16 protein-coding genes are annotated in these 26,831 nt (G+C 38.8%); all 16 read right to left on the minus strand.

The genetic code is table 11. From position 1 onward, the window contains the following. On the minus strand, positions 1–5,089 hold a 5,089-nt coding region (locus EO114_RS05085), incomplete at its 3' end, for an ESPR-type extended signal peptide-containing protein (RefSeq protein WP_240629064.1). Between the two features lie 1,024 nt (positions 5,090–6,113). Further along, a complete protein-coding gene (gene tyrS, locus EO114_RS05090) occupies positions 6,114–7,322 on the minus strand; it encodes a tyrosine--tRNA ligase (RefSeq protein WP_126940248.1) in 1,209 nt (402 codons plus the stop codon). Positions 7,323–7,336: 14 nt separating this feature from the next. Beyond that, complete coding sequence (locus tag EO114_RS05095) at positions 7,337–9,427, minus strand: penicillin-binding protein 1A (protein WP_127061899.1); 2,091 nt, start codon at positions 9,425–9,427, stop codon at positions 7,337–7,339. Positions 9,428–9,524: 97 nt separating this feature from the next. Beyond that, entirely contained in the window at positions 9,525–11,900 is a 2,376-nt protein-coding gene (locus EO114_RS05100) for an endonuclease MutS2 (protein ID WP_127061901.1), read from the minus strand. Further along, complete coding sequence (locus tag EO114_RS05105; RefSeq protein WP_127061903.1) at positions 11,900–14,353, minus strand: DUF3656 domain-containing protein; 2,454 nt, start codon at positions 14,351–14,353, stop codon at positions 11,900–11,902. Before EO114_RS05105 ends, EO114_RS05100 begins: the two co-directional genes overlap by 1 nt. 73 nt (positions 14,354–14,426) lie before the next feature. Beyond that, complete coding sequence (gene pheT, locus EO114_RS05110) at positions 14,427–16,871, minus strand: phenylalanine--tRNA ligase subunit beta (RefSeq protein WP_127061905.1); 2,445 nt, start codon at positions 16,869–16,871, stop codon at positions 14,427–14,429. 9 nt (positions 16,872–16,880) lie between these two features. Next, complete coding sequence (gene pheS / locus EO114_RS05115) at positions 16,881–17,903, minus strand: phenylalanine--tRNA ligase subunit alpha (RefSeq protein ID WP_009354203.1); 1,023 nt, start codon at positions 17,901–17,903, stop codon at positions 16,881–16,883. A gap of 17 nt (positions 17,904–17,920) precedes the next feature. Further along, positions 17,921–18,373, minus strand: a complete 453-nt coding sequence (locus EO114_RS05120) for a PaaI family thioesterase (protein WP_009354207.1) — start codon at positions 18,371–18,373, stop codon at positions 17,921–17,923. A gap of 67 nt (positions 18,374–18,440) precedes the next feature. Then, positions 18,441–20,429 (minus strand): NAD-dependent DNA ligase LigA, encoded by a 1,989-nt coding sequence (gene ligA / locus EO114_RS05125; RefSeq protein WP_127061907.1) that lies wholly within the window; start codon positions 20,427–20,429, stop codon positions 18,441–18,443. Between the two features lie 12 nt (positions 20,430–20,441). Next, positions 20,442–22,625 carry a DNA helicase PcrA gene (gene pcrA, locus EO114_RS05130; RefSeq protein WP_127061909.1) on the minus strand — a complete coding sequence of 728 codons (2,184 nt, stop codon included), beginning with the start codon at positions 22,623–22,625 and terminating at the stop codon, positions 20,442–20,444. Positions 22,626–22,689: 64 nt separating this feature from the next. Continuing rightward, positions 22,690–23,976: a manganese-dependent inorganic pyrophosphatase gene (locus EO114_RS05135; RefSeq protein ID WP_127061911.1), complete on the minus strand. Its 1,287-nt coding sequence runs from the start codon at positions 23,974–23,976 to the stop codon at positions 22,690–22,692. Between the two features lie 130 nt (positions 23,977–24,106). Further along, complete coding sequence (gene rpmF, locus EO114_RS05140) at positions 24,107–24,286, minus strand: 50S ribosomal protein L32 (protein WP_009354192.1); 180 nt, start codon at positions 24,284–24,286, stop codon at positions 24,107–24,109. A gap of 32 nt (positions 24,287–24,318) precedes the next feature. After that, positions 24,319–24,831 carry a DUF177 domain-containing protein gene (locus EO114_RS05145; RefSeq protein WP_126938643.1) on the minus strand — a complete coding sequence of 171 codons (513 nt, stop codon included), beginning with the start codon at positions 24,829–24,831 and terminating at the stop codon, positions 24,319–24,321. A 178-nt stretch (positions 24,832–25,009) separates the two neighbouring features. Then, the gene (locus EO114_RS05150) at positions 25,010–25,147 is read right to left on the minus strand and encodes a rubredoxin (RefSeq protein ID WP_009354175.1); all 138 of its coding nucleotides are present in this window, start codon (positions 25,145–25,147) and stop codon (positions 25,010–25,012) included. A gap of 190 nt (positions 25,148–25,337) precedes the next feature. After that, complete coding sequence (locus EO114_RS05155; protein WP_009354191.1) at positions 25,338–26,108, minus strand: YgcG family protein; 771 nt, start codon at positions 26,106–26,108, stop codon at positions 25,338–25,340. A gap of 94 nt (positions 26,109–26,202) precedes the next feature. Beyond that, positions 26,203–26,757, minus strand: coding sequence for a LemA family protein (locus EO114_RS05160; protein ID WP_009354181.1), 555 nt, complete (start codon positions 26,755–26,757; stop codon positions 26,203–26,205). Positions 26,758–26,831 lie beyond the last annotated feature (74 nt).

Below are 26,831 nucleotides of genomic sequence, written 5' to 3' on the forward strand. Positions count from 1 at the left end.
TAACTGTATCATATGGTTTCACAAAATCTACGGCTGTACCATTACCTTGTAAGTTCCAACCTGCATTCAATACATCACCCACAGTGGCTGCATTGTTTTTGTTCACTTGATCAGTTCCAGTTCCCAATGTTGGGGCTGTTGCGCTAGTCGTTGGAGCATTAGTACCTGTTTTAGCACCTTCTAAGTTGCCTTCTACATTAGTTAATGTAGACGGAGTTTTTGTGCCTTTTGGTCCATTCACAGATGTAATTACATTGCTTCCATCCACTATTTCATCGTTTGGACCTTTTCCTTCTGGAGTTGTGTGGTAAGTAGTACCATTCGGACCTTCTACAGGATATACTTTCGTACCATCTGCTTTTGTATACGTTACTGCATTGATAGCTGTCTTAGATTCCACATCAACAGTGATTATACGTACTCCATTTTCTGTTTTACCAGATACTGTAGCTAGACCTGTACCAACAAATTTCACTTCATCAGCATTTTTTACCGTTTCAGAATATGAATTGCCCAAATCACCAGTTGTTTTATTAGAAGATACTACCCAACCCATGTTACGCAAATCACCTACTGTAGCTGCATTTGTATCAGGTACCGCATTGTTATCGAATTTACGCAATTCATTTCGAACTGGTGCTTTACCATTTACTGTAGGGTCATTATAGTTTTCAAGCTTGCTGATCACATTTGTAATTGGATTACCACCATTGTTTAAACCATTTTGATTTAATGTAACTGTGTCTGCATCAGTAGCATTAGGCTTTTTAAAGGAAACTCCATTTGGTGTAATCTTCACCGCATTATTATTAGCATCTTTGAATTCAGCACTTGTTAAGTCTTTTAAATCTGTTTTCAAGGAGTAGATAAAGTTTTTACCATCTTGTTTAATCGCTAAATTATTGCCTGCTTTGAAGGTCACTGTATTACCAGATTTGATTAACTCTTCAGTAGCTCCAGCACCAATCATAGTACCCGTGCCATCTGTGCCTGCTGTCGCTTTCCAGCCCATTTCTGTTAAGGCTTTTACTAAATTATCAGCAGTCACTAATTTGCCACCAGTTGTATTCGCTGTTGGTATTCCATCTTCACCTGTTGTAATAGTACCAGTTTTTGGAGTTAATGTAATCGTATCGCCTGCTGCTGCTACATGTAACAAGGTTCCATCGCTAGATTTAACAGTAAACTTGATAGGATCTTGTTGAGTTAGATTTTGTGGATCTGTTTCGCCAGCTGTCTCGCTTCCATTTTGACCAGCTAATTTAATTGCTTTATTCACTAGTTTATGGATTTGGCTACCGTTGATAGCATCTTTAGAGGTGTCGGAGATAGTTCCATCTGCTACATTTGTAATTTTTACCGGTTTTGTATCATCTTTATCGGATACCTTAATATTTCCATCAGATGTGGCAGAGAATCTTGGACCTTTACTATTACCTATTTGCACAGTGTTGAAAGAAGGATTCTCTACCGTAGCAAATATAATTTTACCATTTGTGTTATGTGTTACATTTAGGTTTTTACCAGCAATCATTTCTATAGTATTGCCTGCTTTAATGGATTCACCATTTGCATCTACTGTACTTCCTGTATTTCTTGTACCATCTGTAGTAGCACTTGCTTTCAATGTGAAAGCAGCATTATTTACAGCATCTACTACAGAATCTACGGTAGCAATTTTGCCAGTGTCTCCATTTGTTACTTTCATAGTGCCAGGGGTAGTACCAGCTTCGATACCACCAGTAACAACTTTTAATCCACTATCTCCTGTAGTAATCGTTGTGTTATCAGTTTTTGCCTTTAAACCAGCCGTTGTTACTTCTAAAGACTTATCTCCTGGTTTTACAGTAATTTTGTTATCTGTAGTTTTTTCTAAGCCATCGCCAAGGTTTACGCTGTATTTCACAGTAGATGTTGTACCATCATTTGCAGTTGCTACAGCCACTGAAGTTCCATCACCATCGATGAAATTCACAGTGTCATATGGTTTCACGAAGTCTTTCGCTACACCTTTTTCTTGTAAGTTCCAACCAGCGTTCAATACATCGCCTACTGTGGCTGCATTGTTTTTGTTTACTTGATCAGTTCCGTTTCCCAATGATGGGGCTATTGCGCTAGTCGTTGGTTCTGTACTGTTCGGTTTAGCACCTTGTAAGTTGCCTGCTACATTTGTAATTGGATTACCACCATTGTTTAAACCATTTTGATTTAATGTAACAGTGTCTGCATCAGTAGCATTAGGCTTTTTAAAGGAAACTCCATTTGGTGTAATCTTCACCGCATTATTAGCATCTTTGAATTCAGCACTTGTTAAGTCTTTTAAATCTGTTTTCAAGGAGTAGATAAAGTTTTTACCATCTTGTTTAACAGCTAAATTATCACCAGCTTTGAAAGTCACTGTATTACCAGATTTGATTAACTCTTCAGTAGCTCCAGCACCAATCATAGTACCCGTGCCATCTGTGCCTGCTGTCGCTTTCCAACCCAGGTCTTTTAAAGCCTTTACTACTTCATCAACAGTCACTAATTTACCATTTTTAGTAACTGCAGTTGGTACACCTTCTGTTGTTGTAATTGTACCAGTTTTTGGAGCTAATGTAATTGTATCATTTACTGCCGTTACATGTAACAAGGTTCCATCACTAGATTTAACAGTAAACTTGATACCATCTTTTTGATTTAGATTTTGTGGATCTGTTTCAGTAGCTTCTTCCTCTCCATTTTGACCAGCTAATTTAATTGTATTATTCGCTAGTTTATGGAATTGACTACCATTAATAGCATCTTTGGATGTTTTAGAGATCTCACCGTCTTTTACATTTGTAATTTTTACCGGTTTTGTATCATCTTTGTCAGATACCTTAATATTTCCATCAGATGTGGCAGAGAATTTTGGCCCCTCGTTGTCACCTATTTGCACAGTGTTGAAAGAAGGATTCTCTACCGTAGCAAATGTGATTTTACCCTTTTGATTATGTGTTACCTCTAGGTTTTTACCAGCGATCATGTCTATAGTGCTGCCTGCTTTAATGAGTTCGCCCTTTGCTTTTACAGTACTATTTCCATTTCTTGTACCACCATCAGCACTTGCTTTCAATGTGAAAGCAGCATTATTCACAGCCTTTACTACAGAATCTACGGTAGCAATTTTGTCATCGTCTCCATCTGTTACTTTCACTGTACCAGGATTATCACCAGTTATAACAGGTTCGATTTCACCAGTGACAACTTTTAATCCTTTATTTTCGTCAGTTGTAATCGTAGTACCATCTGTTTTAACTTTTACACCATCTTTGTTTACTTCTAAAGATTTGTCTGCTGGTTTTATGGTAATTTTGTTAGCACTATTTTTTTCTAATCCATTACCTAAGTTAACATTGTATTTCACAGTAGATGTTGTACCATTTGTAGTGTCTACAGCCACTGAAGTTCCATCACCATCGATGAAATTCACAGTGTCATATGGTTTTACGAAATCTTTTTCTGCGCCGTTATTTTGTAAGTTCCAGCCAGCTTGTAATACATCGCCTACTGTGGCTGCATTATTTTTATTTACTTGGTCACTTCCTGTTCCCAATGTTGGTGCTATTGCGCTAGTCGTTGGTGCTGCACTGTTTGATTTGGAGCCTTGTAAGTTGCCCTCAACATTCGTAATAGCATTGCCACCATTATTTAAGCCATTTTGATTTAATGTAACCGTGTTTGTACCAGTAGCATTAGGCTTTTTAAAGGAAACTCCTGTTGGTGTAATATTCACCACATTATTGTTAGCATCTTTAAATTCGGCACTTGTTAGGCCTGTTAGTTGTTTTGCTAATTTGAATTTAATCGTTTTTTCATCGCTATAGACAACGCCAATATTATTATCTGTTAATTCTCCGGTAGCGCCACCTTTAAAATCTAAACGGCTATCTGACATACTTCTAGCAACAACTTTTTTAGTTTTCGCATCGGCAGCCTTCAGATCAGCATTATCTCCAACAACCTTATCATCAGAAGAGTTATCAGCCCCATAAAAATACACAGGATCGGTTGTCAAATGCTTTAATACACCAAAGAACTGGGAACCATTGATGGCATCTGTAGAATCTTCTGCAACACGGCCTGCTGCAACGTGTTTCAATTGACGTTCATATCCTTCCTTACCGAAAGACACCACGTCACCAGCCAAGGTATTTTCCCCACCTTTCCATGTATAGCGAAGACCATTTACTGTTACATCTACTTCTTTTGTGCCTGCTTTATCCGTAGTGGCACCGCCACCGATAGCTACGGCATTATCTCGATTTGCTGTGGCACCTGAACCGATAGCCACACCATTGACAACTTTTGCTTTAGCGCCAGTACCCAAAGCTAATGAAATATCACCCGCCTCAGCTTTTACACCTATTGCTACAGAAGCTTCCCCTGCAGAAGTATCGGTATATTGTCCTCCATCCCACTTTAAATTTTTACCGGTTAATTTATTATATGCAGTACCAATCGTGGCCGTCGACCGCTTTCCCTCCAAGTCTGTATAGGTAGTCATGATTGCGTCTGTTTTATCCACATCATCATTACCAATAGCAATAGAAGAGTTACCTCTTGCAATCGTGTTTGAACCAATGGCGATAGACTGATCTCCATACGCACGAGCGCCTTCACCAGCCTTACGCCCTGACCCAATCGCTACAGATTGATTAAAGGCACCATCTTTCGGTGGATTACCAGCAGAATCCTTTTCATCGTAACCAGCCGAGGCATTTGTACCGATAACTACATTTCTACTACCCACACTACCACTGTTATCACCAATATGAACAGATTCGCCACCAGCTTTGGTAATAGCACTACCAATAGTAATCCCATCAGAAGATACTGTCGACCCATTTGCTGATATAGTAGTACCATCAGCATTACCAATCAACACCGACGCCTCTACTCGATCTACATTCATAACCGCCGGTGTCACAGCCATGGCCATCGCCGCCGTAGACATAACAATCGCTTTTGCCTTGTTGCGGCCTACACGTTTTGCCATCTCTGATACGACTACATAGCAGCCTTTTGTCTTACTCCAAATGACTTTATATATGCGGTTCAAACCCATAAATCCTTCCTCCTTCTATACTAGCTATACACCTTTTAAACTCTAACCCTCTAATATTAGGAAAATATCTTCATTAGCTTCACTTATATTCACGATGTAGCATACTGTAATAAAACTACAAATACACCCTCAGTTTCCCATAGGCTTTAGAGATAAAACAATATATCCATGATCCATGAACTATTTGATTATTCTACAATTCGCAGATAATCTCTATCGCTAAATATATTGTATAAATCTAGTTCAATTAATCTCGATATTATTATATATAAATTTCTATACACTAGCAAGTATTCTTTTGAAAAAATATTCACATACATTAATTTTGTAATACTTGATTGATATGTTTTTATGCTCAATTTTACTTTCTTTTTTGGATTATAGATTAATATTTATTTATTTTTATTCATTATATGGTTACTTGAAACAATTTTATGAATTTTTATTCTTCTCGCATTTTAAGTGTCATAACTTATATCATTTTTAATATCTTCTTACCCCCCCCGCATTTTTATTCAAAATATATAATTTTAATACACAAAATACCACATATATTACGAATTTTAACATTATCTTTCTATGATAACTATTATGAATTAGAAGTCACTTTTTTCTCTTTTTTCAAAACAAAATCAACAAAACGTAAATGTATCCACAAAAATTCAAACTATCACTTTTACCCTCATTGTTGTGATCTTTCCGTCCTTAGAGGAACGCAATTAGACGTAGTAGCCTTGTGGCGTCCCTTACTACCTAAATCACACAAACACAAGAAGAGCACGGCCTGTTCCTGAGCAAGCATAACTACTGTATAGCTTGCGAAGGAATATGCCGTGCTCTAAAAACTCAGAGGAACGCAGTTAGATGTAGTAGCCTTGTGGCATCTCTTACTACCTAAATCACACAAACACAAGAAGACCGTAACATACCCCTGAACAAACATAACCACTGTATAGTTTGAGAAGGGGTGTGTTACGGTCTTCCCTTTATCTTATTTAGTTAAGAACGCCACAGGCTACATAAACTAACAAGAGACGATTTTGATGAATTTCCGCTTTCCAACTTGCAACACCATACCATCTTTCAATACAATATGTTCTTCATTGCACTTTTCACCATCAATTTTAAAGGCTCCAGCTTTAATAGATCGTCTTGCTTCCCCATTACTTGCTGTCAAACCTGCATCAGATAGTAACTGTGGTACAAACACAGGTTCTTCTGTGATTGCCACTTTATATTCTGGAATATCTGTTGGCATCGCATGTTTTTGGAACACACGCACAAACTCATCTTGACCAAAATTGGCTGCTTCTTCTCCATGATATAGACGAACGATAGTATGAGCCAATTTCATTTTTACATCTCTAGGATGGGCTGCACCAGACTCTAAATCCTTACTAAGTTGTTCTTGTTCTTCAATACTCATGTCTGTCACCAACATAAAGTAACGCATCATCAACTCATCTGGGATAGACATCGCTTTACCATACATTTCAGATGGAGCTTCACTAATACCAATGTAGTTGCCAAGAGACTTACTCATTTTCTGAACCCCATCAAGGCCTTCTAAAATTGGCATTGTAATAATGGTTTGCTCGGGCATCCCCTCTTCGCCTTGTAAATGGCGTCCCATTAACAGGTTGAATGTTTGGTCAGTACCACCAAATTCCACATCAGCTTTCAAAGCAATAGAATCGTAACCTTGCATCAATGGATACATGAACTCATGAATACTGATAGGACGACCTTCTGTGTAGCGTTTATGAAAATCATCACGTTCTAACATACGAGCTACGGTGTACTTAGATGCTAGTTTCAACACATCAGCAAAGTCTAATTTGCTCAACCATTCGCTATTAAAGCGCACTTCTGTTTTTTCAGGATCTAAGACTTTAAAGATTTGCTCTTGGTATGTTTTTGCATTGGTGATAACTTGTTCTTCAGTCAATGGAGGGCGTGTTACACTTTTACCAGTAGGGTCACCGATACGAGCTGTAAAGTCACCAATTAGAATGATGACTTTATGCCCAAAGTCTTGAAACAATTTTAACTTACGCAAGACTACAGTATGACCCAAGTGGATATCTGGAGCTGTAGGATCCAAACCTAATTTAACAATCAATGGCGTATTGGTTGCTACGGATTTTTCAAGTTTCTTCTTAAATTCATCTTCTGGTAAAAGATCAGCTACCCCATGGGAAATGAGGCGAAACTGTTCTGCTGCACTAATCATGATTATCTCCTATATTACTGTGAACTTTTAGAGGATTTAGGGGCAATAATGGGATCTTTCCCTTTATTACTTTTTGATTTAGAGGGGCTTTCATCATTGGATGTTGTACTAGTATCCTCCTCTACATCTCCATCTTTTTTATCTTTTTTGTCTTTCTCATCTTTTTTCTTATCTGTAGCTGGGTTTGTATTGCCTGCATAAGCCTCAGGACCTACCCCCTCTGGCACTGTAAAGTTAGATGCTGGAGTATCTGCTAAAGCTGCTTGCATGTATTGTCTCCAGATGATAGCTGGTGTTTGACCACCTGTGGTACCATGTAAAGTTTCAGATCCACTATCATCACCCATCCAAACCACTGTCACTAAATCAGGCGTATAACCTGCAAACCAAGCATCTTTTTCTTCATCGGTAGTACCAGTTTTACCTGCTACTGGACGACCAAAATAAGCATTACCACCTGTACCAAATTTAATTACAGATTCAAGCATATTTGTCATCATATATGCATATTTTGGCTCTACAACACGAGTTTCCTCAACAGAACCTTCCTCTACAATATTACCATTACGATCTATAATTTTCGTAATAGCTACAGGCTTAACTTTCACACCGTTATTGGCAAGCACCCCGTAGGCTACCGCCATATCCATAGGTGTCACACCTTTTGTCAAACCACCTAATGCAACAGCTAAGTTATCATCACCATGTTTATCTAATGTAGAAATCCCCATTTTCTCAGCTAGGTCCAACACATTTGACATACCCACCTTATCTGCTGCTAATACAGCTACTACGTTATTAGAGTGAGCTACTGCATTACGCATTGTCATAGCGCCTGAATGTCTACGAGAATAGTTTTGAGGCTTCCAGCCATTAAATTCAGATGGTTTATCTACATATACTGTACCTGGAGTATCTCCATTTTTCAAAGCTGCCAAATATACAAATGGCTTAAAGGCTGAGCCCGGTTGACGTACCGCCATAGTAGTACGATTAAAGGAATCTGTACCACGGCCACCCACCATAGCTACGATATGACCATTATGAGGATTAATAGAAATCAATGCCCCTTGTGGCTGCTGTAAGCCATTTTCATCCGTATAATAATTTGGTAAGTTTTCCATAGCCTGTTCAGCAGCCCTTTGTGCCTTCATATCAATGGTAGTATAAATTTTCATACCTTCTTTATAAATTGCATTATCACCATATCGTTCTGATACTTCATTAATAACATAATCTACAAAGTAACTCATTCTGCCATATCCATTAGAAGATTTTGGTTTATCTAACAAGTGTAAGTCCGCATTTTTGGCTTCTTCTGCTTGATCAGCTGATAGATAATCATATTTCACCATCTGTCCCAATACAACAGCCTGACGCGCTTTAGCTGCTTTTAGATTATTAAATGGAGAATAATAATTTGGACTTTGCGGTAAGCCCGCTAAAATTGCCATCTGCGCTAATGACAGGTCCTGCACATCTTTATCAAAGTATACATGAGACGCTGTTTGTACGCCATATGCACCTTGACCAAAATAAATTTGGTTCATGTACATTTCTAAAATTTCTTGTTTTGTATAGTGTTGTTCAATACGCAATGCCAATAAAGCTTCCATAATCTTACGTTTAAAGGTACGATCCTGTGTTAAGAAAGCATTTCGTGCTAACTGTTGTGTAATCGTAGATCCACCTTCTGCAACACCGTCATGAATAATATTTACCCATACAGCGCGTAAGATACCAATAGGATCGATACCATGATGGCTATAGAAACGATTATCTTCTGTAGCAATAAAAGCATTCTGAAGGTTTTTTGGAACTTCTGACAACTTCACAGGTAATCGATTTTCTTCTGAATGGACTGTAGTAATTAAATCACCATTCGCATCATATATTTGTGAAGATGCTGCTGGTTTTACATTAGCCACGTCCGGTAAAGAAGACATAGTGGCACCTAAAAATCCACAACCTGCACCTGCTACAATCAATATAAATAAGATAAAGAAAATCCAAAAAGAACGTTTCCAAGATGATTTTTTCTTTATCGGTTTCTTTTGCACTACCCGTCTCCTAGGAGGAATGGGTCTTGATGAACTAGGATTCATATGTCACCTCTCTAAAGCTCATTATTTCCTATAGAACTCCCTTAATTATACTCTATTGCAGATTTTTGCACAAATTAGAATTCCATAAAGGATTCATTTATAGGATTACAGTCGTCGCTCCTGCACCACCTTCATCTAAACTAGCTAGGTCATAACTTTTAATACCTGGCAAGGTCCTTAAATAATCATGAACTCCAGACCGTAAAGCTCCCGTTCCTTTACCATGAACAATACGCACCGAATTTAATCCAGCTAGTATAGCTTGGTCAATGAATCTTCCTACTTCTACAATAGCTTCATCCACAGTTCTACCAATAATATTTAACTCAGTAGAGGCTTGTTGTTGACGAATGACCGCCATACCAGATCGCTTCCGCTGACGATTGGACATAGGTGCAGGATTTTCTTTACGCAATAAGGCACTGGCTTCCTCACGAGTGGCTGCTAATAAATCCTTTTCTTTCACAGTCACTGTCAGTCCATTCATATCTACTTGAATCCGTTTTCCTTGAATAGCCAATATAGTGCCCAATGATTGTAAATTATCTAGGAATACAACATCGCCCACTTTTACCTTAGTCACATCTAAAGGATCTCGTTTTTCAATAGTCCCTGTTGGAACAGCTACATTGGATACACCTTTTCTAGCTTTAGATATAGCATCCTGACGTTTTTGCTTGTCCGTTTCATTAAAAGAACCTTTTAACTCTTTAATGATTTGTTCACTCTCAATACGAACAGATCGTTTCATATTTTGCGCTTCTTCTCGAGCTTTTTCTAAGATGACCTTTTTCTTATCTTGTAATGCTTTTTTATCACGCATCACTTGGGTACGCATACGGCGCACTTCTTCTTGTTCTTTTTTCAAAGCTCGTTCCCGTTCTTGCGTTTTTCTAAGCTCTTGATTTAAATCACGAAGCATATCTTCCATAGCACTACGTCCATTCAGTTCCCATTGTTTGCGAGCTAAGTCCACCACATCTTGCGGTAATCCTAAGCGTGCTGCAATGCTAAGTGCATGTGAACTACCTGCTACACCAATATGTAAACGGTACGTTGGGCGTAAGGTTCTTTCATCAAACTCCACATGACCATTTTCGACACCTTCCGTTTGATACGCATAGGTTTTCAACTCATTATAATGCGTGCTCACCATCATGAGCGCTCCTTTTTTACGGAAGTATTCAATGATTGCAATCCCTAAGGCACTTCCTTCTTCTGGATCCGTACCAGAACCTAATTCATCTAGTAATACTAAATCATTTGGTCCTACCTTTTTCAGTATCCGAATTACCTGCGACATATGGGCAGAGAATGTACTCAAGCTGGCTTCAATGCTTTGTTCATCTCCAATATCTGCATAGATATGGTGAAAGATTGGTAAAGTAGATCCGCTATCAGCTGGAATACATAATCCACTTTGGTTCATTAACGCCAACAATCCCAATGTTTTTAGAGACACTGTTTTACCACCTGTATTAGAACCCGTAATCAACAAAATACGATACTTCGTCCCTAAAGTGATGGTAGTAGGAACTACCACATTTGGAGCTAGCATAGGATGACGCGCTTGTAGTAAGTTCACTTCTCGACCTTGACTAATGATGGCACGGACGGCTTTCATCCGTATGGCTAATTCTGCTTTTCCATAGACAAATTCTACATGGGATACACGTTTACATGCATCTAATAATGTATCTGCATGAGCTCGTACCAACTCTGTTAATTCTTTGTAAATACGAAGTACTTCTTGTTCTTCTGCCAAGGTAGCTTCTTGTAATTCATTATTTAAGTCTACCAATCGCATAGGCTCAATATATAAAGTGGCACCTGTAGCAGATCTATCATGAATAAGACCAGGAAATGCTCCTCGATATTCTTGTTTTACAGGAATGACGTAACGATTATTACGCATAGTAACGATAGCTTCTTGAAAGTATTTTTGATTATCCTTATCCTGTAATATTCGCTGTAAATCATTTTTAATAGCATTCTTTGTACGACTCATGGTCATTCGCAACTGTTGTAGTTTAGGTGTAGCGCCATCCAGTAACACACCATAGGCATCAAAAGTTCGTTCAAAGCGCTTGGTCAGCTTATCATGACTTGGCAAATCCTGTACCCACAAAGATAATAATGGGTAGAGCAGATACTTTTCTTTAAAAAAACGATGCATCCGATTATATGCCAAGATAGTGGTATGCAAGTCCCAAAGCTCTTCACGAGTCAAAATAATTTCTTTACGACTTTTCGTACAAGTTGTACGAATATCTTTCGTGCCACTGATGGGTTGCTCCACTTCTTGCTCTAAGGAGCGCATAGCTTCCACGGTTTCATCTAGGGCATCTTCAATTTTTTGACGGTTGTGCATAGGTTGCAAATTCAGTGCATATTCTTTAGCTATGGCAGAGGAACACACATCTGCCAGCTTTTGCCGTATATGTTGAAAGTCTAAGACTTGTTCACTATTCATTATGATTCCCCTAATATTCCTTTAAAAAAGTGTCCTCGTGTGATATGAGTAGCTCCTTCTTTGCTCGGTGCTTTCACAGTCCCCTCTAGTAATTGATGATACATACTCACCTCGTTAGCAATCCATTTAAGACTTCGTTGTCTTCCATCAATAACCAATCGTTGTAACCCAGAACGTCGTAAGTCATCTATATAGCTTTTCATATCTAACTCACGGCTATTCATAATATGGGTACGACAGAATGGATCTGTATAAATTGGAAATAGTTCACCCTTTCTATCTTGCAAAGCATAGTCTTGTTTCGTACACACCACAGGACAACCTCGTTTATAACCTGTACCGGCAAAACTGCTGATAGGACAATACTCAGAAATCATCAATTCTACACGGCCTTGCACAATAGCTCCAATAGGCATAATATTTTTACTTGCCATCGTATTCATTTGATGCAAGGTAGCCTCTAAGGACACATTGACAGTACTAAATCCTAAGTCATTAAGTATGCCTAAGGTGTGAGAGTTAAAGGTTTGCAATCCTGTATCACCTTCCACCACACCTGTATATCCCAGTTGATGTAATACCTCCAAAGCCCCCAAGAAATGCACTCGAATCCCATCTGGATTGGCTTCTACCATATGGGTTAGCATATCCCTAAAGGCTATACTTTCATTATCCTTAATCACCCTTGGGGTACTAAATATAATTTCTTTGTTAGCCTCACGGCACATTTGTACAGCTTCTTCATATACAGGATATGCTACTGGGATTCTTTGTAATGGATCGCCAAACACAATACGGTCTACTGGCGTCATAATTGCCTGCTGCAGACCTTCTAAGGAATCCACTAAGATTTCTAATTGTTTTGTATTAGATTCTAGGGTATGCACCTGTGTAAATCCTAACACCTGTCCTACTGTTTTTGTCATATCTCCTAATAATTCCATCCCTGTCGGCAAGTTCGCTTTACGTGCTTCCCATGATGCCACGTATTGTTCTATTAGCAATTCTTCCATAGCCTCCACAGCATGTCTACGAAGACTATTTAAGACACTGCTAGGCCACATGAAAGAACCTTCTGGAACCGTCACATGATCTAACTCAAATAGAGTATTCCCTAAACGACCTAATTGTTCCGTAATTTTCTCCACAGAAGTAGGTTTATGATTAGCCATTTGTAATACATATTCATCTGTGACTGTTACCGTTTGACCAGAATCTAACATCATCGTCAATGACACAGTACTACCTTCTTCACCATGTAAGAACATATAGGATTTGTATTTACGGGTAAAATCTTTTAACCCCCGTTGTTTGGTATATCCACCTTGGCTGGCACGATAGACCTTGCCTGCACTAATGGTTTCCGTAAGTGGAATGCGATATATATTACGATCAAAAGTCATATCCGCCGTCACTGTAATGTAATGCACATCTCCCGTATGGGCAATGACTTTCAGCAAGTCACCTTCCGCCACAGCCTCCTTAGTGCGCAAGGATAACGTACGGCCTTTAACCTGTCCTTCTCCCAAGTATTTCCCTAAATGGTTAGGCGCACTGATGGTCATCATAGACTTGGAACCATTATTTTCTAAATAAGCCGTAGAGAACCCACGATTAAACCCTTCTTCTAAGCGAGTAAAATCTTCCTCTGTGGCTTGTCCAGATCTATCGATGATTGTCCGATACGTACCGATGACTTCATGCACATAGGATACCTTTTTCATGCGTCCTTCTACTTTGAATGAAGCTACGCCTGCTTCGATGAGCTCTTTCATATACGCACTATAGTTTAAGTCCTTAGGGCTCATGATATAGGTCTCTTTATCATGAGTAATTTGTTCACCATCTAAAGTAACCAATTGGTATGGCAAGCGACATGGTTGGGCACAAGACCCACGGTTGCCACTACGTCCACCAATGAAACTACTCATCAAACATTGTCCAGAGTAGGAGATACAAAGCGCTCCATGAATAAACACTTCAATTTCAGCCTTCGCATGTTCACAGATATGGCGAATTTCATCTAGGCTCAGCTCCCTAGATAGAACCACTCGTGTAAATCCTAAGCGTTCTAGAAATTGTACAGTCTCCAAATTAGTAGCCGTCATTTGTGTACTACCATGTAGCTCTAAGGTAGGCGCTACTTGACGCGCTATTCTTGCAACACCAAGATCTTGCACAATAATGCCGTCTACACCAATGCGTTCTAGTTCCCGTAGATGCTCTGCTAAGGCTTTACTTTCACGGTCACCTACCAAGATATTCACCGTTACATAGATACCCACCTGTAATATATGAGCTAATCGCAAAGCCTCTCGCAACTCATCATAGTCAAAATTTCCCGCATGAGATCGCGCATTAAAGACCTTACCGCCTAAATAAATGGCATCAGCCCCTGCTTCAAGGGCGGCCATAAAGTTTTCCATTGTCCCTGCTGGGGCTAATAATTCCATCACAACTCCTTATAATAAATCGGTCATCCCATAAGAGAGATGACCGATTGTTACATCCCGTAGGATTTACGTATTATCGTAAAGTGCAACCTTTGTCTGCTAATTTTGCTAACATCGCTTGGATTCTATCTTCAATATCAGCATCTACTAATGTACCTTCATGAGAACGGAACGACAAGGTATACGCTAAGCTACGATATCCTTCTTGGATATGTTCCCCTTCGTATACGTCAAAGATACGAACACTCTCAAGATATTCGCCGCCTTCTTGTTTCATCACTTCTAACACATCAATAGCTTGAACATCTTTTGGTGCTACAATCGCTAAGTCACGACTAGTACCAGGGAATTTAGAAATTGCTGTGAAAGAAATTCCTTTGCGGTTCACTTGTAACAATGCTTCTAAATCCATTTCAAATAAATATGCTTTACCACTAATGTCATAATGACTTGCTACTTGTGGATGTAATTCACCAAAGCGTACTATTTCAACACCCTCTACGGAGATACTAGCACTTACACCTGGATGTAAATAATACTCTTTACTTCTACTAATTGCATAATTTTCAATACCAAGATTAGCGAGTACAGATTCAATGATACCTTTTAGATCATAGAAGTCTACATTTCTAGCCGGTACATTCCATTCTTGGCGATCCCATTTGCCTAGGATAACCCCTGCTGCCATCATGCGTTCGTTTGGTAATTCTGTAAGCGGCAATGCCTTAGGTTCGTACACAGCAGCCACTTCAAAAACGGCTAAATCTAAATTCTTTTGAGCTACATTGCGTTTTGCTGTTTCTAAGACGCTAGGTACTAAAGTAGTACGCATCACAGGAAACTCTTCGGAAATTGGGTTTAGAATAGGAATCGCTTGATGTCTGCTATCTGTTTCAGGAATTAACAAATCTTGCAAACTATCTTTATGCATGAAACTAAAAGTAATAATTTCATCTAAACCAGCTTCAGCCAAAGCATGTTTTACATCATGTACTAACGCATGCATAGGAGATACTGTTCCCGTTTGGATTCGTGCCAATGGCGTAGTAGGTGCAATATTATCATAGTTGTGAATGCGTGCTACTTCTTCTGCAATATCTGGCATGCCTGTTACATCATCACGCCAAGATGGAATAGTAGCCACTAATGCCTCACCATCAACTTTCACGTCGAAGGATAAAGTTGTTAGGATAGTAATCATCTCTTCTTCTGCAATATTAGTACCTAAATACGAATTCACAGCTTCACTCGTGAAAGATACTGTACGCACTTCTTTTGGCGCTGCATATACATCAATCACACCTTTTGCTACTACAGCACCTGGTGTAATATCCAACAACAATTGTGCTGCCCGATCTAAAGCTAGTGGTGTCACTTCGCTATTCACACCACGTTCAAAACGACCAGATGCTTCAGAGCGCAAGCCTAATGCACGAGAGGTACGGCGAATAGAAGCTCCATTAAATACAGCAGCTTCCAATACAACCGTTGTTGTTTCATTGGATACTTCACTATCAGCACCACCCATGACACCAGCCACCCCTACAGGACGGTCAGTATCAGCGATAACTAGCATAGTGTTTGCTAATGTATGATCATTGCTATCCAAGGTTTGAATCACTTCTCCCTCTGTAGCTTTACGAGCCACTAAACTATGTCCATGAAGATGATCATAGTCGTAAGCATGCATTGGTTGACCTAATTCTAACATTACATAATTTGTTACGTCCACCACATTATTGATAGGACGAATACCGCAATTACGCAAACGATTTTGTAACCATAATGGAGATTTTTGAACTGTTACATTTTCAATCAAACGTCCCATGAAACGAGAGCATAACTCTGTATCAGCAATAGAAATATTCAAACGACCTTCAATAGATGGTCCCTCTTCTTGCACTGTTACCTCTGGGAATGTAGCTTCTGTTTTATCTAATACGGCAAATTCACGGCTTAAACCAACCATGGAGAAACAATCTGCACGGTTTGGCGTCAACTCAAATTCATAGACTACATCATTAAGGCCTAGTACTTCTTTTACATCTTGTCCAATAGCTGTACCTTCAGGGAAGATATAAATACCAGTAGCTTCTTCTGGTAACACTACATCTGTAGATAAGCCAAATTCTGCTACAGAACAGAACATGCCTTCTGATGTTTGTCCACGAAGTTTGCCTTTTTTAATTTCTGTACCATCTGCTAAACGAGATTTATGGTACGCTACAGGAACGATTTGTCCCACTGCCACATTAGTAGCTGCTGTTACGATTTGTTTCGTAACCGGCTCACCTTCTTCTGTTAAGCATTCTACTTGGCACACTTGTAATTTATCTGCATCAGGATGTTTTGTAATTTCTACAATTTTTCCTGTATAGATTTTTTTAATACCTGTATCACAGTTGATCACTTCTTCTACTGGAATCCCAGCTTGTGTTAAGGCATCTGCAAATTCTTGAGGGTTCTCGCCAAGATTCACAGATACATAGTCTTTCATCCATTGTAAACTAGCTTTCACGGTAACCTCCTAGAATTGCGTTAAGAAACGTTTATCATTTTCATAGAATAAACGTAAATCATTAATACCATATTTCAACATTGCAATACGTTCTACGCCCATACCGAAGGCAAATCCTTGTACTTCATTTGGATCATAACCATTCAATTTCAATACATTAGGATGGACCATACCGCAACCAAGAATTTCTAACCACCCTGTATGAGAGCATACACGGCATCCTTCACCGTGGCACATGCAACAAGAAATATCTACTTCTGCACTTGGTTCTGTGAAAGGGAAGAAACTTGTACGGAAACGTACAGCTGTATCTTCACCAAACATGTGTTTCAAGAACAACTCCAATGTTCCTTTCAAGTCAGAGAAGGTAATCTTCTTATCGATAACAAGACCTTCCACTTGATGGAATACTGGAGAATGTGTGGCATCATAGTCCCAACGATATACTTTTCCCGGTGCGATCATACGGATAGGTGCATTTTTTTCGCTACCTTGCAATGTTCTCGCTTGCACTGGAGATGTATGGGTACGAAGTAATACGGAATCAGTAATATAGAAAGAATCTTGCATATCACGAGCTGGATGATCTGCAGCTAAATTCAAGCATTCAAAGTTAAAATAGTCTGACTCAATTTCAGGACCTTCTTCTACAGCATAGCCCATAGACACAAAAAACTGTTCAATTTCTTCGTTGATTTTTGTTAATGGATGTAAATGGCCTTTACGAACAGGACGACCTGGTAATGTAATATCAATAGTTTCTTGTTCTAATTTAGCTGCCAATACAGCAGATTCCATTTGTTGTTGTACTTCATCTAAGGCTTCTTCCAACGCTACACGCACTGTATTTACCAAGGCCCCCATAGCAGGACGCTCTTCTGGAGATAGTTTGCCCAATCCTTTTAATAAGGAGGTAACTTCTCCCTTTTTACCTAAATAGGTAACACGAATATCTTGTAATTCCTGCAAGTTCGCAGCCCCTTGAATTTGGGCGATTGCTTTCTCTTGCAATGCTTGCAATTGTTCTTTCATTGATTCCTATCCTCCAACTATTCTTCATCTAACAACGACCATGGCAATTCTGGTAATACCAAATCGTCAAGAACCATAAACGTTCCACTTCCCATATAGACAAGTTCTCCCATATCATTATACAAACGACAGGATGTAACCATTGTACTTTGACCTTTGTGTTCCACATTGGATACACCGCGGATTCTTGCATTTTTCGGCAGTGATTTCACAAAATTACCATTAATTTGTGCCGTTGTCACTTGCTTTCCTAGTGTAATACAAGCCAATCCCATAAGATAATCTGATAAACTCAAATGTACCCCACCATACACATCGCCTCGCGGATTACTGTGCAATTGTTCTTCACTGTGAAAGTCTAGTTCCACATGTCCTGGTGACATATTCTTAAGTGTTACGTGATGTAACACCTCAAAAGGATGTGAACTTGTATGCTCTTGAAAGTATTCTAATAATGTTCTATGTTCCATATAGCTAACCTTTCTAAGCTTATCTTTTTATTATAGAGGAAAGTCTACCTCATTATCAATAGATAGCTTAGAAATCCTTGATTAAATCTAATAATCCTTGTTCATCCATCACAGGGATACCCAATTGTTCTGCTTTCGTTAGTTTACTACCTGCATCATCACCGGCAATGACCAAAGTAGTTTTTTTACTGACAGAACCTGTTACCTTCGCTCCATGAGCTTCTAGGATTGCCCCTGCTTCAGAACGTCCCATGGAAGTAAGCTTACCAGTCAATACAATGATCTGTCCTTCCAGTTCATTGCCAACGGCTTCTTGCACTTCCTCTTCTAACCGTACTCCCGCATGACGTAACCCTTCAATCAATTGGCGATTTCGTTCATTTCCAAAATATTCTACCAAACTTTTCGCCATGGTAGGTCCTATTTCATCAATATTAGTCAACTCATCTATGGTGGCATTCATTAAGCTATCAATGGAAGTAAAGTATTTCGCAATGGTTTGCCCTGCTTTTGCACCAATTAAACGTATACCCAGTCCAAATAAAACTCGACCTAAGCCGCGTTGTTTAGAATCGTCAATCGCTTTTAGTAAATTTTGCGCCGACTTTTTGCCCATTCGCTCTAAGGATGTAATATCCTCTTCCTTCAAATGATACAAGTCCACTACCGTTTCAATACGATGATTTGTCACTAGCGCTTCTACAATACTAGGACCTAATCCATCAATGTTCATGGCATCACGGGATGCAAAGTGAATGATACCTTCCTTCTCTACCGCTGGGCAATGTTCATTACTACAATAAATAGCCACTTCTCCTTCACGGCGCACCGTAGGAGATTCACACACCGGGCAAGCATTGGGCATTTCATAAGGCACAGAATCCGATTTTCGTTTATCTACCACCACAGAAATTACCTCTGGAATGATTTCTGCAGCTTTATGAATACGTACCGTATCACCAATACGAATATCTTTTTCTTTAATAAAGTCTTCATTGTGTAAAGTTGCCCGTGATACATTCGTTCCGGACACAAACACAGATTCTAATTCTGCAGTCGGCGTCAACACCCCTGTACGCCCTACATTGATTGTAATATCTTTGACGATGGTCTCCACTTCTTCTGGTGGATACTTGAAGGCCGTCGCCCATTTGGGATCCTTCGCTGTGGTCCCCAATGTCTCTTGGTCTTCAAAGTCATTTACTTTTATCACCATACCATCTGTATCATAAGGCAAATTGTGACGTTCGACATCCCAGTAATGAATATGCTCCACAACCTCTGCTATGGATTGACACACTTTATAGTGAGGATTGACATGAAATTTAAAAGCTTCGAGTTGCTCTAATAATTCCTGTTGTGTATGTATGTTAGATCCTTCTGATGAACCAATCGCATAGGCAAAAAAGTCTAAATTTCGACTCGCCGTAATGGCTGGATCTTGTTGGCGCAACGATCCTGCTGCCGCATTACGAGGATTTACAAACGTTTGCAAACCTGCTTCTTCTCGTTCTTCATTGATTCGTTTGAACTCCTTATGCGGCATATAGGCTTCTCCACGAATTTCAATGAAAGGAGGCGCATTATCAATGATTAGTGGAATAGACTGAATGGTTTTTACATTCGCTGTTACATCTTCCCCTACACGACCGTCACCACGTGTGACCGCACGTACAAAGAGACCATTTTCATAATGTAAGTTAACCGCTAAGCCATCAATCTTCAATTCCACTACATATTGCGGCGCATGGCCCAACTCTTTTTCACAGCGCACCCCAAATTGTTCTACTTCAGCATCATCAAACACATTGCTCAAGCTGAGCATTCGTTGTCCATGTACTACTTTTTCAAAGCTTCCTTCCACCTTGGCTCCCACACGTTGTGTAGGAGAGGTCGGCACAATATACTCTGGATGTGCTGTTTCTAACTCTACTAATTTTCGATATAATACATCATAGTCATAGTCAGAAATAATGGGAGCATCTTTCACATAATATAAATACGCATGATGGGCTAATTCTTTTTGTAATTGTTGAATGTCTTCTTGAATACTCATTGTATGATTTCCTTATTTTTTTCGTATAGGAGCGAACTTAGCCATAATTTGTCGCAATCCCTGTGTAGGGAACTCAATTTTTAATTTTACATTGGCCCCTTCACCAACTACATCCACTACAGTTCCTTCACCCCATTTAGCATGGATAGCAGTATCTCCCACAGTCCAATCTACTACTTGTGGATTTCGAATCATAGGTTTTGTAACAGGTCGATTCGCTACTGATTGATGGAATGGTACATTTCGTTGTAATTCTTCCTTCACAGTTCGTTTTGGCCGTACTTCTTCCATGAGTTCGCTAGGAATTTCTTTCAAAAAACGAGATGGTAAATACCCTGTAGTTTTACCAAATACAGTCCGTGTAGTGGCATTAGATACATATAGCTCTTCTTCGGCTCTCGTAATCCCTACGTAGGCAATACGGCGTTCTTCTTCTACTTCCTCAGGATTCATCAAGGTACGACTATGCGGAAATAATCCTTCTTCTAAACCAGCTAAGAATACCACGGGGAACTCTAGTCCCTTTGCAGCATGCAAAGTCATTAACGTCACTTTGGACTCTTCTTGTTCAAAGGAATCTACATCATTCACCAATGCTACTTGCTCAAGAAAGTCTTGTAAAGTACCTTCTGGATTTGTATCCATAAACTCTTTGGCTACCGATACCAACTCACCAATATTTTCTAACCGAGCTTGGTCTTGTGGGTCTGTACTATTCTCTAGTTCCACTACATATCCAGTCCGATCTAATACGGCCTCAATAATACCTTGTACGGAAAGCTCTGTAGCCTCGTTGACTAAGGTAAAAATTAAACCCATAAAATCTTCTAACTTTTCTTTCGTTTTACCTTTTATAGTAGGAATTTGGTCCAATTGACTCAATGTCATAAATAGTGAATTATTCGTTTCTCTTGCAAAATCCTGTAATTTACCGACTGTAGTTAATCCAATACTACGTTTTGGCACATTAATAATGCGTTGCAAGCAGATATCATCAAAGGGATTGATTAAAATACGCAAGTACGCCAAAATATCTTTGATTTCTTTACGATCGTAGAACTTAGTACCCCCCACCATAGTGTAAGGAATACCGCGTTTGATCATAGATTCCTCAAGTACACGCGATTGGGCATTCGTGCGATATAAAATAGCCATCTCTCCATAACTACGATTATGAATTTCCTTTTGTTTTTTGATGGTATCTCCTATGAAAGCTCCTTCTTCTTGTTCAGATTGAGCTTCAAAATGACGAATTTTGGCACCTTCTCCTTTATCTGTCCACAATACTTTTTCAGGGCGCCCCTCATTGTAATCAATAACCGCATTAGCCGCCTCTAAAATTGTTTTCGTAGACCGATAGTTTTGCTCTAATTTAATAAGCTTTGTCTTAGGATAATCTTTTTCAAATTCCAAGATATTTTGAATATCTGCACCACGCCAAGCATAAATACTTTGATCCACATCACCTACCACGCATAAATTATTCCATTTAGATGCTAATAAAGATGCCAATGTATACTGTGCATGGTTTGTATCTTGATACTCATCGATCATAATATAACGGAAACGATGACTGTACTTTTCTAGTACGGCTGGATTTTCTTGTAATAATTTAACAGCTACTAGCAATAAATCATCAAAGTCTAAAGCATTATTTTTTCGCAATTCTGCTTCATAATAATCGTACACCTTAGACACTTGTTGTGAATAAAAATCACGAGCTTCACTGCGAAAATCCTTAGCTAATTTCATTCTATTTTTTGCATCGCTAATCTGTGATTGCATAGCCCCTACAGGGTAATATTTATCATCTAAATTTAGTGCTTTAATTGCTTGTTTAATAACTGCTTGAGAATCACTAGAATCGTAGATGGAAAAGTTTTTACTATATCCCATGAAGGAATCTAGTTCAAAGCGCAAAAATTTAGCACAAAAGGAATGGAATGTACTAAGCCAAATACGGTGTGCTGTATCCCCTACTAAGGTCTCCACACGTTCTTTCATTTCTTTTGCTGCTTTATTGGTAAATGTGATGGCTAAAATTTCATAGGGGCTTACCCCTTGTGTCAACAAATAGGCGATACGATATGTTAACACTCGTGTTTTACCTGATCCAGCACCAGCCAATATAAGAAGAGGCCCTTCAGTTGCGTATACTGCCTCTTGTTGCTCTTTATTTAAACCGTCAAATATCATAATACCTCTCTTGCATATAACAAGGGTGCGCTGTGTTTCACTACAACGCACCCCCTATTATAGATTAGCCTTTCATAGCACCCACAATTGGTGGTACTACTTGTTTTTTACGGGATAATGTATGTTCTAAATATACTTCATTGTCCACAGGTTGTGCATTAAATGCGGCTGCTACCACATCATTCGCATCTCCAACAAAGATTAAGTTTGTTGCTTCTGTTAAGATATTTGTAATCATCAAGTAAGAAGCGCTGTAATTATTGGCACTACGCAATGTTTCCATAGCTTTTAACAAGCATGCTTTACGACCCAAAATATCTGTAGTATCCATTACTTGAATTTGGCCAATACTGATGATTTTGCCATTTGCTTCAAATTCTTTTAAATCTGTACGCACGATTTTTTCATCGGAATAATCAGATACATCAGAACCAGCTTTCAATAATTCCATACCATATTCTTCTAAGTTAACACCAGCAATAGTTGCTAATTTTTTAGCCGTTTCTTTATCTTTTTCAGTGCAAGTAGGAGAACGGAATAATACTGTGTCAGAAATGATAGCAGATAACATTAAACCTGCAATATTTTTAGGAATCTCTTGACCATATTGCCAGTATAAATTAGCAAGAATTGTACAAGTACATCCTACAGTTTCATAATGAATGAAAATAGGATTGTCTGTTACCAAACCACCAATACGATGATGATCGATATTTTCGATTAATTCTGCTTCCTCAATATCATCAATAATTTGAACTTTTTCATTGTGATCTACCAAAACTACTTTAGTTTTTTGCTTTGGCGCTTCTACATTAGAACGAATGATACCTAAGTATGTACCATTATCTACTACTGGATATCCACCGATGTGAGAGTTAGCTTTGAAATCACGTAATTTAGTTTCTTTGCTAATCACTTGGCAAGAAGTTTTTGTGCAAATTTCACCCGCTGTTACACCAGAATTACCGCTCATAGCAGCTTCTAAAGCATCAATCAAACGTTGTGCTGTAATCGTACCTACATAGGAATTACCATTCTCCACAACTGGAATGCGATTCATTTCATATTGTTTGCGCCATGATAATACATCTTGCAAAGATGCTTTAGCATCTACAGCGGGAATAGATTCTACTACATCTTCCACTGTAACTGCAAAAGAAGTTACGATTTCTGGATGTTCAAATCCAAAATAATTTAATGCGAAAGTTGTTTCTTTGTTCGCTTGACCTGCACAAATCGGTTGTGCTGCAAATCCCATTTGATTTTTTAAGTTTGCATAAGAAATGGCAGAACAAATTGAATCAGTATCTGGACTCTTATGTCCTGTTACCAAAATTGTATCTCTTAACATAATGTCACCTCGTATAATCATCACTTGAGTTATATATTAATGTTTCTTTATTATATCATAATTAGCTGTAAAATGCATACAAAAAAGACCTCGTAAACAATAGTTTACAAGGCCTTCTCATTCGTTCCTATTACGCATTTTTAGAAACTACTTGTTCTCCTTTGTAAGAACCACATGTTGGGCAAACACGATGCGGCATCATTGGTTCGTGACATTGTGGACAAGCTACATAACCAGGTACTTCTAATTTCCAGTTAGCACGACGACGATCGCGACGGCATTTGGAAAGTCTACGCTTTGGTACTGCCATTATCTGCACCTCCTTAACATAATCACTAGGTATTAATCATCATTTTCTTCCTTCAGCAATGTTCTTAGCACTGCTAATCGAGGATCTACCACAAAGGATTCACAAGAGCATGGTGAAACATTTTGATTAGCTCCACACTGAACACACAATCCTTTGCAATCATCCTGACATAACACTTGAGAGGGCTCATTGATGATTAATGTTTCCCGAATGGTCTCCGTTAGATCAATTTCTTCCCCATCGAAAGAAATTATATCATCGTCTCCATAGTTGGAATGTGTAACACCAAAAGTCTCTTCAAATGGAACAGTATGGGTATAATTAGTATCGGTTAAGCATCTTGAGCACTCATATTGTCCATTTGTTGTTATGGTACCATTCACCACATAATGTTGACCATCATAACGAAGCTCACCACTAATGGTTATATCATGACGGCTCCAAGGAAAAGCAGATACGTCACCAAGATCATCACCTGATGTCGTACATAGAAAAGGGACTACTCGTCCAATCTGTTCTTTTGCTTGCTCTACTTGCAGTTTCATAATTTTACCTCGACTATACTATTATAGCTACCTATACTATCTTTGTCAAATGCTAGCCACTATATGTTGTTAAGTTTTCATAAAACCCATACAAGACACAGCACTAACTTATCATGTTAAAAAGAGCTCTCCTATTGGAGAGCCCTTATGTATGTGGATTAATTTATCGAAAAATTAATTACATTTCTTCGAATTGGTCTTTACCAACCCCACAAACTGGGCAAAGGTAATCAGCTGGTTGATCTTCGAATTTAACGCCTTCAACAGCTTCGTCGTAAACCCAACCGCATACTACGCAAACGTATTTTTTATCCATTATGTGCACCACCTTTCGTACTAAAAGATTTGTCTCAGATACTTCATCTATAATCAGTATACCACCACAATCGAAAACTTTCAATATATTCTCAACCATTTTCTATGTTATTTTTAGATACCTATTTGCAAACTACGCATAATAGGGACATATTACATCATGATATCTACATTTAGCAAATCTATATCTATTACCATCGACGGCTCGCACCGCCACCACCGGAAGATCCACCGCCGAATCCACCAAAACCTCCACCGCCTGAACGGCCAGAGCCACCACCTCGACTAGAAGCTAATACCCATAATAAAGATTGTGTAATAGCGCCACCAAATACAGTGAAGTCCAAAATGAGTAACAAGAGAATACCTCCACCTATAAGCAACATTTGAAAAGGCGTTAATTCCTCTACATTTTGTGTTTCATAGGTACGACTTCCGTCAATGGTGATACCGTACTCTTTAGCCGCTTCACCTACTAAGGTCGCATAGGTATTTACTACTCCTTTACCTATTTGACCTTGTTTAAAATACGGTATGGCATAGTCATCTAAAATTTGTCCCGCTTTGGCATCATTGATTGCACCTTCTAAACCATAGCCAACTTCAATACGCATTTGTTTATCTTTAAGGGCTATCAAGAAAAGAATACCATTATTTTTATCCTTTTCACCGATGCCCCAAGAACGAAACACCTTGTTTGCATACTCTGTTACATCCTCACCATCTAAAGTAGGGATGATCAGAACCGCGATTTGAGCCTTTGTCTTTTGCTGTAACTCAAACCCCATACGATTCATCTTCTGAACATCTTCTTTAGTCAAGGTCCGTGTTTGATCCAAAATATACCCATTTTTTGGTGGACTCGGTACATCTAAGGCAAAAGCAGATAGGTTACCCCAAAATAAAACTATTGTTACAAATAAAGCACTGAGAATAGTAGTCCATGTATATTTTTTTCTCATCCTACCTCCTCATGAAAGATACCCTTTTATATCGCACTATAGCTCAATTCCTTCCAACGATACATAGTCATTGTAAGTACATATGTTAAAAGGATTAAAATTGCACTTTCGGCGCACTTTGTGCCCCTTGATCTGCTTCAAAATATGGTTTCACCTGAAATCCCATAGGACTAGCGATGATGGATGTAGGTAAGGTACGAATCTTCATATTATAGGCTTGTACACTGCCATTATAATCCTTACGTGCTACTGCAATACGATTTTCTGTACCTGCTAATTCATCTTGTAAAGCTCTGAAATTAGCATCTGCTTTTAAGTTCGGATAGTTTTCTACTACCACTAACAAACGACTTAGGGCACTACTTAATTCTTGGTTCGCTTTCGCCGTTTCTTCTACTGTTTTGGCACCACCTAATTTTGCCCGTGCATCTGCTACTGCTTGAATTGTTTCTTTCTCATGGGTCGCATAACCTTTTACAGTATTCACTAAATTCGGAATTAAATCAGATCGACGTTGCAACTGCGTTTGCACTTGTGCCCATTGCCCATTGACTTGTTCTTCCGTTTGTACTAATCCATTGTAGGAACTAAATATCCAAATCAGAAGTACACCTACAATACCTAAACCAATTAACCATGACTTTTTCATAAGTCCTCCTTTACACTATAATTCTTATATACCTAATTTGCCATAATATACATGAGCTTTATAGATAACTTTTT

This window comes from Veillonella sp. 3627 (assembly GCF_003992195.1).
Lineage (GTDB): Bacteria > Bacillota > Negativicutes > Veillonellales > Veillonellaceae > F0422.